13 protein-coding genes and 1 riboswitch are annotated in these 13,435 nt (G+C 67.5%); of the genes, 5 read left to right on the forward strand and 8 right to left on the reverse strand.

All coding sequences use genetic code 11. From position 1 onward, the window contains the following. Window positions 1–27: 27 nt before the first annotated feature. Window positions 28–435 carry a DUF7144 family membrane protein gene (locus LTV02_RS14310; protein WP_233040466.1) on the forward strand — a complete coding sequence of 136 codons (408 nt, stop codon included), beginning with the start codon at window positions 28–30 and terminating at the stop codon, window positions 433–435. A 69-nt stretch (window positions 436–504) separates the two neighbouring features. Here the strand turns inward: LTV02_RS14310 and gcvP are convergent, their stop codons facing one another. From gcvP to LTV02_RS14345, 7 genes are all read right to left on the reverse strand, one after another. Continuing rightward, window positions 505–3,345 (reverse strand): aminomethyl-transferring glycine dehydrogenase, encoded by a 2,841-nt coding sequence (gene gcvP / locus LTV02_RS14315; protein ID WP_233040467.1) that lies wholly within the window; start codon window positions 3,343–3,345, stop codon window positions 505–507. A gap of 159 nt (window positions 3,346–3,504) precedes the next feature. Continuing rightward, a riboswitch (glycine riboswitch) is annotated at window positions 3,505–3,599 on the reverse strand. Between the two features lie 163 nt (window positions 3,600–3,762). Then, window positions 3,763–4,329, reverse strand: coding sequence for a MerR family transcriptional regulator (locus tag LTV02_RS14320; RefSeq protein ID WP_067709772.1), 567 nt, complete (start codon window positions 4,327–4,329; stop codon window positions 3,763–3,765). 184 nt (window positions 4,330–4,513) lie between these two features. Beyond that, window positions 4,514–4,987 (reverse strand): bifunctional nuclease family protein, encoded by a 474-nt coding sequence (locus LTV02_RS14325; protein ID WP_067709773.1) that lies wholly within the window; start codon window positions 4,985–4,987, stop codon window positions 4,514–4,516. Between the two features lie 161 nt (window positions 4,988–5,148). Beyond that, window positions 5,149–5,910 (reverse strand): transcriptional regulator FtsR, encoded by a 762-nt coding sequence (gene ftsR, locus LTV02_RS14330; protein ID WP_233040468.1) that lies wholly within the window; start codon window positions 5,908–5,910, stop codon window positions 5,149–5,151. Between the two features lie 44 nt (window positions 5,911–5,954). After that, window positions 5,955–6,431: a glycogen accumulation regulator GarA gene (garA, locus tag LTV02_RS14335; protein ID WP_067709776.1), complete on the reverse strand. Its 477-nt coding sequence runs from the start codon at window positions 6,429–6,431 to the stop codon at window positions 5,955–5,957. Between the two features lie 184 nt (window positions 6,432–6,615). Next, window positions 6,616–7,014, reverse strand: a complete 399-nt coding sequence (gene gcvH, locus LTV02_RS14340; protein ID WP_067709778.1) for a glycine cleavage system protein GcvH — start codon at window positions 7,012–7,014, stop codon at window positions 6,616–6,618. 88 nt (window positions 7,015–7,102) lie between these two features. After that, window positions 7,103–7,714, reverse strand: a complete 612-nt coding sequence (locus LTV02_RS14345; protein WP_233040469.1) for a CDP-alcohol phosphatidyltransferase family protein — start codon at window positions 7,712–7,714, stop codon at window positions 7,103–7,105. A gap of 169 nt (window positions 7,715–7,883) precedes the next feature. On the opposite strand from LTV02_RS14345, the gene LTV02_RS14350 reads away from it, so the two are divergent. From LTV02_RS14350 to LTV02_RS14360, 3 genes are all read left to right on the forward strand, one after another. Further along, window positions 7,884–9,560, forward strand: a complete 1,677-nt coding sequence (locus LTV02_RS14350) for a GMC oxidoreductase (RefSeq protein WP_233040470.1) — start codon at window positions 7,884–7,886, stop codon at window positions 9,558–9,560. A gap of 94 nt (window positions 9,561–9,654) precedes the next feature. Continuing rightward, the gene (locus LTV02_RS14355; RefSeq protein ID WP_233041578.1) at window positions 9,655–11,028 is read left to right on the forward strand and encodes a DUF2252 domain-containing protein; all 1,374 of its coding nucleotides are present in this window, start codon (window positions 9,655–9,657) and stop codon (window positions 11,026–11,028) included. Between the two features lie 97 nt (window positions 11,029–11,125). Then, a complete protein-coding gene (locus LTV02_RS14360; RefSeq protein WP_233040471.1) occupies window positions 11,126–12,022 on the forward strand; it encodes an NERD domain-containing protein in 897 nt (298 codons plus the stop codon). Here the strand turns inward: LTV02_RS14360 and LTV02_RS14365 are convergent. Beyond that, window positions 11,994–12,641: a phosphatase PAP2 family protein gene (locus LTV02_RS14365; protein WP_233040472.1), complete on the reverse strand. Its 648-nt coding sequence runs from the start codon at window positions 12,639–12,641 to the stop codon at window positions 11,994–11,996. The two genes, LTV02_RS14360 and LTV02_RS14365, sit on opposite strands and share 29 nt — an antisense overlap. A 68-nt stretch (window positions 12,642–12,709) precedes the next feature. Here LTV02_RS14365 and LTV02_RS14370 point away from each other — a divergent pair, with 68 nt between their 5' ends. Further along, entirely contained in the window at window positions 12,710–13,306 is a 597-nt protein-coding gene (locus tag LTV02_RS14370) for a hemerythrin domain-containing protein (RefSeq protein ID WP_233040473.1), read from the forward strand. Window positions 13,307–13,435 lie beyond the last annotated feature (129 nt).

Here is a 13,435-nt window from a genome sequence, read left to right on the forward strand (position 1 = left end):
TCAGCAAACTCGTGGCATATTCGGCGAATGGCACATTCAGGACCCGAATCCTCCGTCAAGCAAGGGTTCGCCGCCGGTACGTCGATCGCGGCGGCGATCATCCTGACCGTGATCGGCGTGCTGTCGATCCTGCAGGGCATCTCGGCCGTCGCCGCGGATGACCTGCTGGTCGTCGGATACGACTACATCTACAAGTTCAACACCACCACCTGGGGCTGGATCCACATCATCCTCGGCGTGATCGAACTGATCGTGGCCTTCGGCCTGTTCACCGGCTCCACCTGGGGCCGCACCGCGGCGATGGTGCTCGCCGCCATCTCCATCATCGAGAACTTCCTATCGATTCCCTACTACCCGGCCTGGTCCCTGCTCATCATCGCGCTGGACATCGTGGTGATCTGGGCCATCGCCACCTGGAAGCCCAGCAACGCCTGACCAGGCCTGCGGCACAACGGAAAGCGCCCCACCGGTTGCGAGAACCGGTGGGGCGCTTTCGGTATCGGATCAGTCCTGGTAGCTGTCCATGGGCGGGCAGGAGCAGACCAGGTTGCGGTCGCCGTAGGCGCCGTCGATGCGGCGCACGGACGGCCACACCTTGGCCCGGCCGCTCGCCAGACCCTGCGGGTAGACGGCGGTTTCGCGGCTGTAGGGGTGGTTCCAGTCGCCGACCAGGCACTGGGCGGTGTGCGGGGCGCCGCGCAGCGGATTGTCCTCCACCGGCCATACGCCCGCCTCGACCTGATCGATCTCACCCTTGATGGCGATCATGGCGTCGATGAAAGCGTCCAGCTCTTCCAGGTTCTCGCTCTCGGTGGGCTCCACCATGAGGGTGCCGGCGACCGGGAAGCTCATGGTCGGGGCGTGGAACCCGTAGTCCGCCAGGCGCTTGGCCACATCGTCGACGGTGACGCCGGTGCGCTTGGTGATCTCGCGCAGGTCCAGGATGCACTCGTGGGCGACCATGCCGTTGTCGCCGGTGTAGAGCACCGGGAAGTGCGGATCGAGCTTGCGCGCAATGTAATTGGCGGACGCGATGGCGGTCAGGGTGGCGCGGCGCAGGCCGTCGGCGCCCATCATGCGAATGTAGGACCAGGTGATCGGCAGGATCGACGCGGAGCCGTACTTGGCCGCCGACACCGCGTGCGAACCGGCTTCCAGGGGATCGCCCGGCAGGTACTTCGCCAGGTGCTCGCGCACCGCGACGGGACCCACGCCCGGACCGCCGCCGCCGTGCGGGATGCAGAAGGTCTTGTGCAGGTTCAGGTGGCTGACGTCACCGCCGAACTTGCCCGGACGGGCCAGTCCGACAAGGGCGTTCAGGTTCGCGCCGTCCACGTACACCTGGCCGCCGGCATCGTGCACCAGCCCGCACAGCTCGGCCACCTCGTGCTCGTACACGCCATGCGTGGACGGGTAGGTGATCATGATGCAGGCCAGCCGCTCGGCGTGGTCGGCGATCTTGGCGCGCAGGTCGTCCAGGTCGATGTCGCCGTTGGGGCGGGTCTTCACGACCTCCACCCGCATGCCCACCATGGCGGCCGAGGCGGCATTGGTGCCGTGCGCCGAGGACGGGATCAGGCAGGTGTCGCGGTGCGAGTCACCGCGATCCAGGTGGTACCGGCGAATCGCCAGCAAGCCCGCGTACTCGCCCTGCGATCCGGCATTGGGCTGCAAGGAGACCCGGTCGTAGCCGGTCACCGCGGACAGCCAGCCCTCGAGGTCCTGGACCAGCTGGATCAGGCCCGGCGCGTCGGCCTCGGGGGCGTACGGGTGCACCCGGTTGAAGCCCGGCCAGGTGATGGATTCCATCTCGGCCGCGGCATTGAGCTTCATGGTGCAGGAACCGAGCGGAATCATGCTGCGGTCCAAGGCGATGTCCTTGTCCGACAGCCCGCGCAGGTACCGCAGCATGGCGGTCTCGGTGCGGTAGCGGGTGAACGCCGGATGGGTCAGGAACTCCGAGGCGCGGACCTCGATGTGCGGGCGCGGCTTGCCGTGGAAGAGCGCGCCTTCCGGCCCGACCGGCACCTCCGCTCCGAAGCAGTCGAGGACCGCCACCACGTGCGCGTCGGTGGTGGCCTCGTCGCAGGCGATGCCCACATGGTCGGCGTCGACGAGCCGCAGGTTGATCCCCGCGCCCTTCGCCTTGGCCACAATGGCTTCCGCGCCGCCGGGCACGTTCACCAGCACGGTGTCGAAGAAGCTCTGGTGCACCACCGCGTCGCCGAGCCCGGCCGCCAGCCACTGCGCGTGCCCGTGCACTCGCCGCGCGATCGACTTGAGGCCGTCGGCACCGTGGTACGAGGCGTACATGGCGGCCACGATGGCCAGCAGCACCTGCGCGGTGCAGATGTTCGAGGTCGCCTTCTCGCGGCGAATGTGCTGCTCACGGGTCTGCAGCGCGAGCCGGTAGGCGGTATTGCCGTCCGCGTCCACGGACACGCCGACCAATCGGCCCGGCAGCTGCCGCGCATGCGGGGTGCGCACGGCCAGGTAACCGGCGTGCGGGCCGCCGAAGCCCAGCGGTACGCCGAAGCGCTGCGTGGTGCCGAAACAGCAGTCCGCGCCCTGTTCCCCAGGCGGCGTAATCAGTGTCATGGCAAGCAGATCCGCGCCGACGGCGACGAGCGCCTTACGCTCGTGCGCGGCCGCGATGACCGGCGTCCAGTCCACGATCTTGCCGGAGGCGCCCGGCTGCTGCACCAGCACGCCGAAGAAGTCGCCCTCGGGCAGTTCGCCGCCGGACAGATCCGCCTCGACGATCTCGATCCCGAGCGGCTCGGCGCGGGTGAACAGCACCGTGCGGGTCTGCGGGAACAGATCGGAGTCGATGAGCAGCCGGTTGGACTTGGATCCGCGATTGGCCCGCTGCAGCAAGGTCATCGCCTCGGCCGCGGCGGTCGCCTCGTCGAGCATGGAAGCGTTCGCCACGTCCATGCCGGTCAGATCGCTGACCATGGTCTGGAAGTTGAGCAGCGCCTCGAGACGCCCCTGGGAGATCTCCGGCTGGTACGGGGTGTACGCGGTGTACCAGGCCGGGTTCTCGATCAGATTGCGCACCAGCACCGGCGGGGTGAGGGTGTCGTAGTAGCCGAGCCCGATCATGGAGGTGGCGACGGTGTTCGAATTCGCCAGCGCCGCAAGCTCGGTCAGCACCTCGTGCTCGTTCACCGCGGCGGGCAGCACGCCCAGGCCATTGGTGTCGGGGGTGTCCAGAATGCTGGCGGGCACCGCACGCGCGGCCAGCTCGTCCAGCGATTCGACGCCCACGACGGCCAGGATGCGTTCGAGTTCGCCGCTGTCGGGTCCGATATGACGATCGGCGAAGGATCGAGTCCAAATCACGGAAGCTCTCCAAAGGGTGGGCGGGGGTCGATCGGGCGATCGACGGGTCGTGCCCTCCCCCTCTGTCCTTTGCGCCTGAGAGATTCGGACTCAGCCGGTGGCCGTGGTCCTTTCACCATGGGCGGATGGCTCGGGGGCCATCGCTTTCCAGAGGCGTCGAAACTCCGCACGGTCCCTTGTGCCTGAGAGATTGACGGGGAGGTGCTGCTCCTTCGGCGTCCGAGGATTTCCCGGAACTCTCCCGCACGGCTGCGACGCAACCCCAAGTCTAAAGGGGCCCAAGTTACGGCAATGTTGCCTGGGTTCCGTTTCACACCGGCAGGTCGGGAAATTCATGATCGGCTTCGGGCGCGCCCACCGGGAAAAGCCGAGAGCGCGCTGCCGGGGCAGCGCGCTCTCGCTCAGCTCTGGACCGGACTAACCGGTCTTGCTCATCCGGGCCTTGCGACGGAAGGCCAGTTCGTCCTCCGGGCGATCCGAGGCGGTCGCGACTTCGGCCCGCTCGGCCGGGAAGTTGGCGATGGCCCCGGTCAGCTCGCGCATGGCGCCGCTGACGGCGATGCCGAACACGCCCTGTCCGCCCTGCAGTAAATCGACCACCTCTTCCGGCGAGGAGCATTCGTAGACCGAAGTCCCGTCGGAGAAGAGCGTGATCCCGGCCAGATCCTCGACGCCCCGGCTGCGCAGATGATCCACGGCGATGCGGATGTTCTGCAACGAGATGCCGGCGTCGAGCAGCCGCTTGACGATCTTGAGAACCAGGATGTCCTTGAAGGAGTACAGACGCTGGCTGCCCGATCCGGACGCGGAGCGAATGGACGGGACGACAAGTCCGGTGCGTGCCCAGTAGTCCAGCTGACGGTAGGTGATGCCGGCCACCTGACAGGCGGAGGGCACCCGGTAACCGACTAGTTCGTCCGGCACCGTGTCATCGGGGAACAGCCCTGGCTGCACCACATCCTGCGGTTGCGGTTGATCTCCCACTGACTACTCCCTACTGCTGGCCTATCAAGGGCGGGGCTCGTGTCATCGACCTGGAGCGTGGCCTAACAATCGAGGCTACTCCCCTGATTGTCTCGGGAGTAAGGGCACCTACCAAGCCTGACGGACCGCGTGTTTCTCGACCTAAACCTCAGGTCGAGACACGATTCCGCATCGACGGCGGCGATCAGCTGTCGGTGGCCTTGAAGTCGTCGGGCGAGACCGACTCCAGGAATTCCTTGAACTTCTCGACTTCGTCTTCCTTCTCGTCCGGCATGACGAGTCCGGCTTCCTCGAGCACCGGTTCCTCGGCATAGATCGGACAGCCCACCCGCAGGGCGATGGCGACGGAATCCGACGGGCGCGCCGAAACGCGGAGATCGTTCTCGAAGACCAGATCGGCGTAGAAGGTGCCCTCCTGCAAATCCACGATGCGCACCTCTTTCAAGGTGTGACCGAGGTCCTTGATGAGGATCTTGATCAGATCGTGGGTCAGCGGCCGGATGGGCGTGACGCCCTCTTGCTCGAGCACGATCGCGGTGGCCTCGGCCTGCCCGATCCAAATGGGTAGATACCGGTCGCCCGACACCTCGCGGAGCAACAGCACGGGCTGATTCTGTGGCTGTTCGACACGGATGCCGATCACACGCATTTCGCTCATCGCCGTGCCTCGCTAGCGCTCGCCACGACGATGCGCGAACGCGCGCTGTGCTTGCTGATTCGCTCGCTTCGCTCACTCATGGCACTGCCTCCCGAATACTCGCCGGCCGCCCCGCGCGGGAACAGCGGGGCCGACCGTATTACCGAGTCTAGGCGAAGATTTCAGCCCCCGAGGGAAGCGCGCACAGAGGTCTTCACCAGGCATGTGTGCAGGGTCAGCGACAACGCCGCCAACTCGCGCACGGTCTCTTCGGCACGCGCGCGGGCATCCGCGTCACGGCTTTTCGCGATGGGTGCGGCGATCTGCGCGACCATCGCCGCCTCCCGGTCCGCGGCCAGTTTGAAGGCGCGCAAATGCCTTGCCTCCAAACCGAATTCACTCAACGCCTTGGCGGTGCGCGCCAGCGTGACGGCGTCGGCGTCGAAGTACCCGGCGGCGCCGGGGGTGATCAGGTTGGCCCGGATCAGTTCGGTCAGGAACTTCTCGTCGATGCCGGCCTTGTCGAGCAGATCCGCCCGGGTGATTCGGATTTCGTGATCGAACCGAAGCTCCTCGGGCGACACCTCACCGGGCACGACGCCCAGCCGGCGCAGCCGGCCGCCCCCGTTGGTCTCCATGGCTTCCGCTCCCACGGCTCCCACGGCCGAAGCCCGGCGCGCGCGAGCCTCGCGCACACCGAGCGTCGCCGCCCCGCTGTCGATCGCTTCGAGCTGTTCCTTGATGACCTTCAAGGGGAGGTACTGATCCCGCTGCGCCGTGAGCACGAACCGCAGGCGCTCCACATCGGCGATGTGGAACCTGCGGTACCCCGACGGGGTGCGCTCCGGCATGATCAGCCCCTCGGATTCGAGGAACCGGATCTTGGAGATGGTGATGTCCGGAAAATCCGGACGCAGCAAATCCAGCACGGAGCCGATCGACATGCCTCCGCGTGCCCACTGCGCTGCGCCTGTCATTCCGGTTCGCCCTATAGTGCGCCCGCCGCCGATTCACTCGACGCGGGGCGCGGACCGGTCAGGAATACCAGGCGGAACTTGCCGATCTGAACCTCGTCACCGTTCTGCAGTTCGGAGGAATCCACCGGCTCGCGGTTGACGTAGGTGCCGTTCAGGCTGCCCACATCGACCACCTGGAAGGTGTCGTCGTCCTGGCGGAATTCCGCGTGACGACGGCTGACGGTGACATCGTCCAGGAAGATGTCGCTGTCGGGATGGCGTCCCGCGGAGGTGGTGGGCTGGTCGAGCAGGAATCGCGACCCGGCATTCGGGCCACGCTTGACCACCAGCAGGGCCGCGCCCGCGGGCAGGCCCTCCACTCCCTGCACCGGCTGCTCGCCGGTCTGCTCGGTGCGCGACGTGTCGACCTCGTTCAGGAAATCAGCGCGGAACACCGAAGTGGTCTCTGCTGCCGTCTCCTGGTAACCCGGGTCCTTGTTCTCGCTCACCCTTGCTCTCCTCCTCGAACCGAATAATCCATGCAAGCAGTTGATGCCCTCAGCGTCGCGGCCGCCGGCCACTTCCCCACTGTCGGGTAGGTCCGAGAACCCGGGCACCGGCTGCCGCACAACTGTTGGCATTGACCGTACCCTGCCGGGGCTTCCCCGTGCAGGTAGAACTGTGAAGGCTGCTTCAGCCTCCGATAACTCCTTGATAACCTGCGGCGTCCAGCAGCTTTTCGAGCTCGGCGTCGAGGGCGGCGGCATCGGCCACCTCCAGCTCGAACAACCAGCCGTCACCGTAGGGATCGGAGTTGAGGGTTTCCGGCTCCGAGTCCAGAAGCTCGTTCACCGCAACGACTTTCGCGGCCAGCGGAGCGTAGATGTCGGAAACGCTCTTGGTGGACTCGACTTCGGCGATGCTCTCGCCCGCGGCGGCATCGGAATCGACGCCCGGCAACTGCACGAACACGACGTCACCGAGCTGTGACTGCGCGTAGTCGGTGATGCCCACCCGTACCCGGGTCGGCCCCAGCTTGCGCACCCATTCGTGTTCCTCGGTGTAGCGCAGGTCCTCGGGTAGTGCGGTCACAGGTGTCCTTTCACTGGGCGTCCTCTCGCGGCAAAGCACATCAAAGCAGCCGGGGCTGACATTCGATGCGTCGGGCACACCCTATCGGTTAGGGATTACGGTGCGGCGCGGCCGGTATGGCGCGTGCCACCGCGATGGCCTTACCGAGGTAGAGAATGCCGGTCCACACGTAGACCGCCGTGCCCCAGACCAAGAATGCCCCACCGAAGGCCCGGCTGAAACCCGCAGCGGCCCAGTCCATCTGCCCGGCGAGCCACCAGGGCAGCGCCGACATGAGTGCGAAGGTGGCGGCTTTGCCCAGGTAGATCACGTCGGGCGGGGGTAGTTCGCGGCGTTTGTAGATGCCCAGGGTGAGGGTCAGGATGGCGTCGCGGCCGACCAGGATGAGCACCAGCCACCAGGGCAGGATGCCGCGAATCAGGAAGCCGCCCAGGGTCGCGATCAGGTAGAGGCGGTCCACCAGCGGGTCCAGGATGGCCCCGAGCCTGGACGACTGATCAAGCAGGCGTGCGAGTTTGCCGTCCAGGAAGTCGGTGAAACCGCTGACCACCAGCAGGGCGAAGGCCCAGCCGTCGGCTTCCCGCACCAGCAGCAGCCACAGGAAGACCGGGACGCCGATCAGCCGGATCACGCTGAGCGCGTTGGGCACGGTGAGGATGCGGTCGCTGTACACCGGTTCGGCGTTCCGCTCGGTAGTCACAGACCGGTCTTACCGCAATCGCTCCCGAGTCACCATCCGGCCACGCCGCTTCGCCCCGGCCGCGACTAACCGATATGGTCTCCGCCATAGCCGATGGATGACAGAATGATATGACATCTTTCTCATCCATTGAGGCAAGTGGTCCGGGTGCACGGCGAGAGGAAACACCATGCCCGACTTCGACTACGACGTCGTTGTGATCGGCTCCGGGTTCGGGGGGAGCGTGAGCGCGCTGCGCCTGACCGAGAAGGGCTACCGGGTGGCCGTGCTGGAATCCGGCCGCCGCTGGAATGCCGAGGACATTCCCAAGACGAACTGGAATGTGCGCAAGGCGATCTGGGCTCCGCGCCTGGGCCTGACCGGCACGCAGCGGATCAGCGTGCTGGGCAAGTGCGCGGTGTTCTCCGCCTCCGGGGTGGGCGGCGGTTCGCTGATCTACGGGAACACGCTGTACGAGCCGCTGCCGGCCTTCTACACCGATAAGCAGTGGGCGCACATCACCGACTGGCGCAGCGAGCTCGCGCCCTACTACGACCAGGCCCAGCGCATGCTCGGGGTGGCGCAGAATCCGCGAATGACGCCCGCCGACGAGGTGATTCGCGCGGTCGCCGAGGACCTGGGCGTGGCCGACACCTTCCACGCCACCAATGTGGGCGTGTTCTTCAACGAGGCCGATCCGGGCACCGAGGTCGACGACCCGTACTTCGGCGGGGCGGGCCCGCGGCGCAGCGGCTGCATCCACTGCGCGCGCTGTTTCACCGGCTGCCCGCACAATGCCAAGAACACCACCCCGAAGAACTACCTGTACCTGGCCGAACAGGCCGGGGCGCAGGTGTTCGAGCTGACCACCGCGACCGAGGTGCGGCCGATCCTGGGCGGCGGGTACGCCATCGAGACGGTGCGCTCGGATCGCTGGGTTCGCAAGCAGCGCAAGGTCTTCACCGCCGAACAGGTGGTGTTCGCGGCGGCGGCATTGGGCACCCAGAAGCTGCTGCACAAGATGCGCGACGAGGGCGTGCTGCCGGAGCTGTCGCCGCGCCTCGGCGAGCTGACCCGGTCCAATTCCGAGGCCATCCTGAACGTGGTGAGCAAGGCGCGCGACGATTTCGCCGAGGGCATCGCCATCACCTCCTCGATCCATCCCGAACCCGATACGCACGTCGAGGTCTGCCACTACGGCAAGGGACAGAACGGCCTGTTCCCGCTCTCGGTGCCGCTGGTGGACGGCGGCGCGTTCCGGTTCCTGCGCTTCCTGCTGGCGATCCTGCTGCATCCGGTGGTGTTCGCGCGCAGCCTCAATGCCCACCGCGCCTCCGAGAAATCGGTGATCCTGCTGGTCATGCAGTCGCTGGACAATTCGCTGACCTCGTTCCGGCGCTGGGGGCAGCTCAAGACGAAACAGGGCACGGGCAAGCCGAATCCGACCTGGATTCCGCTCGCCCACGAGGTCGGGCGCAAGTTCGCGGGACATGTGGACGGCGATGTGCAGATGCTGGCCATGGATGTGTTCAATATCCCGGCGACCGCGCACTACATCGGCGGCTGCGTGATCGGCGAGGGGCCGGAATCCGGTGTGGTGGACCCATATCAGCGCGTCTACGGATACCCGGGACTGCACGTGGCGGACGGGTCGGCGGTGACCGCGAACCTGGGCGTGAACCCGTCGCTGACCATCACCGCGCAGGCCGAGCGGGCGATGGCGTTCTGGCCCAACCGGCACGAGGCCGATCCACGGCCCGAGCTGGGCGCGGCCTACCGGCGCATTCAGCCGGTCGCGCCCAAGGCGCCGACGGTGCCCGACTTCGCGCCCGGCGCACTGCGACTGCCGCTGTTCCCGGCGCACTGACCAGCGTCTTCCCGGTCCGTCCGGCGGGCCCGCGGGCTCGCTGAGCGGACCGGTGAGCGCGCCGGTAAGTTGGAATGTTGTGTGCTCCAATGTGATCGACTTCCGTACCCCCGTCTCGGCCGAGGAGGTACGGGCCCGGGGACGGGCGCTGCGGGAGAAGACCCCCGTGCAATCCCGGGATCGGGCGGCGCTGGGAGCATCCCGGCCCGAGGTGCTCGAATTCATCGAGGCCAGCAATCGCGGGCGGCTGGAGCGGCTGATCCCACTGCGGATCGGGCGGATGGCGGCCTCGCCGTACTCGTTCTTCCGGGGCGCGGCCGGTTTGATGGCGGCCGATCTGGCGCAGGGCCCGGTGAGCGGGCTGCGCGCCCAGCTGTGCGGTGACGCGCACGCCGCCAATTTCGGTCTCTACGGCTCGCCGCGCGGCGAAATCGTCATGGACATCAATGATTTCGACGAGACCGTGCGCGGGCCGTGGGAATGGGATGTGGAGCGGCTGGCGGCCAGCCTGGTGCTGGCGGGCCGTGAAGGCGGGGCTTCGGAGGAGGAGTGCCGGGCCGCGGCGCGTGATGCGGCGCGCTCCTACCGGCTCACCGTGGCCGGTCTGGCCGAGGAACCGTTCCTGTCGTCGTGGACCGCGCTGTCGGCCGAATCGATGATCGACAAGGTGAGTGCCGAACCTTTGCTGGACGCCTTCAAGAAGGCCGCGAAGAAGGCGCGCAAGAACACCAGCGCCAAGGTCGCCCGCAAGTGGACCGAGCATCTCGAAGATCACCAGACCGGTGTCGCCAAGCGGAAATTCGTCGCCGATCCGCCGATCTTGACACCGGTGGACGGCGGCGTCGCCGAGGCCGTCATCGACGGGCTCACCGAATACGTGGGGACGCTGCGCGAATCGCGCCGGCGGCTGATCACCCGATTCACGGTGTCGGATGTGGCATTCCGGATCGTCGGCACCGGCAGCGTGGGCCTGCACTCGTATATCGCGCTGCTGCACGGCAATGGTGACGAGCCGCTGGTGCTGCAGATCAAACAGGCCGCGCCGTCCGCGCTCACCCCCTACGTGACCGCCCAGCCGTCCCGGCACGAGGGCGAGCGAATCGTGCAGGGCGCGCGGGCGGTTCAGTCCGAGACCGACATCCTGCTGGGCTGGACCACGCTGCGCCTGGACGGGGCCGAACTGCCGTTCATCGTGCGGCAGTTCCGCAATCTCAAGGGCGGCATCGAAGTGGCGGAACTGGATTCCGCGCATCTCGACGACTACGGGCGGCTGGCGGGCGCGCTGCTGGGCCGGGCGCACACCCGGTCGGTGGATCCGCGGCTGGTCGCCGGATATCTCGAGGACGGCGAGGTCTTCGACGATGCCGTGGCCGCCTTCGCCGTCCGCTACGCCGACCGCACCGAAGGCGATCACGCCGAGCTGGTCGCCGCCGTCAAGGACGGGCGGCTGGCAGCGGAAACCGACTGATCGGCACCGACACACGACCGAGCCGTAAATCTGTGCCGTGACGACCACCCGTCCGTACCATTTCACCTATCTATCGACGAGAAAGGTGTGAGCGCCGATGCTCGTTCGAGTACAGAACCCCGCGGGCACGCATGCCGAGAGGGTCCTCATCGACTGGCTGCGCACCTGGAAGGGCAGCGGAGACCCGCACGGCGTCGCCACCGTCAATTGCAGTCTGTTCCACGGTGATCGGCTGTATCCCTTCGACGCGGTGGTGTGGACGCCGACCAGCTGCGTGGTGATCGAGGCCGAGGCGCTGTCCGAGCGGATGGACGGCGAACTGGAAGTGCCGATCAACGGGCCGTGGCGGGTGGCGGACCGCATCATCAACTTCGACGGCGGGGACAAGCGCACGCCGCTGGACAAATCCCGCGATCACACCTTCGCGCTGCAGACCTGGCTGGCCGAGCGCGGACTCGGGCAGCGCGTGGTGCACGGGGTGGTGCTGGTGGTGCCGCCCCCGGGTTCGCAACTGCAGGTGCAGCAGTTGTGGAGCGATCCGAGTTTCCAGGTGCTGCTGGGCGAGGACCCGAACCGGCTGCGCGAGTACTTCGCGCAACTGTCGTCGCGCGGGCGGCCGCAGTGGTCGGCCAATGACGTGGCGTGGGCCTTCCGCGGGCTGGGCATCCTGCCGTATCTGCCCGGGCCGCAGGATCTGATCAACGAGGGTTTCCTGGGGCCGGTGGACATCACGCTCTGGCACGGCGGGCCGCAGCAGGCCCAGGCCGAGGCCTATGCCGAGGAACAGGCGCAACTCGAGGCCGATGCGGCGCGGGCGGGCGGGCGGTTCGCGGTGCACGCGCCGTGGTTCGCGCCGAGCCGGTTGTATCCGCGCGAATCCAACGATATCGATCTCGGGCGCGGGGTCATGCGGGTGCTGCTGACCATCGGCATGGTGGTGGCGCTGCTGTGGGTGGTGTGGATCGTCATCGCGGGAGTGGTCGCGTACGGGTGATCCGGGGGCGGATCGGGAGGTAGAGCGCGGTCACCACGGCGATGGCGGCGGCCGCGCCGCCGATCACGTCGGTGGGGTGGTGGTAGCCCTTGCCGACCATCCCCACCAGTACGGCGGGCAGGACGACGGCCATGATCACCACGATGGTGACGCGGACGCGGGCCGATTCGCTGACCAGTGCGACCGCGGTGACGACGGCCACCAGGTGCACGGTGTGGCCGCTCGGATAGGCCAGGTAGTGGTGCAGGGGGCGGTCCCAAAGTGGTTTGAGCACCAGTGAATTCAGGGCGATGGTGAACTCCGGAGCCAGTAGCACGAACCAGGCCTGCCACCACAGGCGCTGATACGCGAACCAGCCGGCGGCGGCCAGCAGCAGCGGGATCACCACGTAGGCGTTGCTCGGGAAGACCAGTGCCGCATAGAGGCCGGGATGGCCGCCCAGCGAGGAATGGATGTGCTCGCCCAGGTTGCGGTCGAAGCCGGTGGGGCCGCCGTCGGCCGGAAAGGTCAGCGGTACAACGACGGTCACCAGCAGCGCCGCCACCACGACGGCGGGCAGTGCGGCCCGCCGCGCCCAGGTCTCGGCCGGCGTCCGCACCGGCGTACTGGTTGAACTCACGTCCACAACATAGCCGCGCCCAAGCCCGCGCCAAGCCCCCGGCAAGTGCCCGCAGGTGTGCTGAGCGCATGAACGCCCCCGATCTGCCGGCCTTCACGGTCGCGCACCGCGCCATGCGCACCGATATCCGCCGCCTCGCCGCCCTGGGGCCCGGACCGTTCCCGCCGTCGCGTGAAACCGCATTCCGCTATTACCTCGGCCGGGTGCTGACCGAGATCCACCATCACCACATGCTGCAGGAAGCCCTGCTGTGGCCGGTCATCGCCCGCTCCGCCGGGGCCGTCATCGACCTCGCGCCCCTCACCGACGACCATGCCGCCCTCGACGCCCTGCTGCTCGCCGTCCGCCTGCGCACCGGCAGCGCCCGCACCCGGCTCCTGACCCAGCTGGCCGACCTGCTGGAGGAGCATCTCCTCGAAGAGGAGAGCCTCGTCTTCCCGATCCTCGCCGACTATGTCCCCCGCGCCGATATCGAAGCGGCCGAACGCAAATTCCGCGGCGCACCCACCTGGTCCCGTCTCGGCTTCACCGCCCCCTGGCTCCTGTCCCACGCCGAGCCCGCCGAACGCGAATACCTCCTCGGCCACGCGGGCCTCACGACCCGCGTGATCGTCCACCTCGGCACGCCAGGTTTCATTCGCCTGTCCGACAAGGTATTCGCGTGAATGCGCGCGGACGCGGCACATCCTCGCGTCGTCCCGGGGTGTCCCTTCGCGATTCCCGGTGCGGCCGTCCTCTCCGTTGCACCAGCGCGACCGTCCTTGCGGCACTACGGCGCGACCTCCCTCGCGTCA

Source organism: Nocardia yamanashiensis (genome assembly GCF_021183565.1).
GTDB lineage: Bacteria > Actinomycetota > Actinomycetes > Mycobacteriales > Mycobacteriaceae > Nocardia > Nocardia yamanashiensis.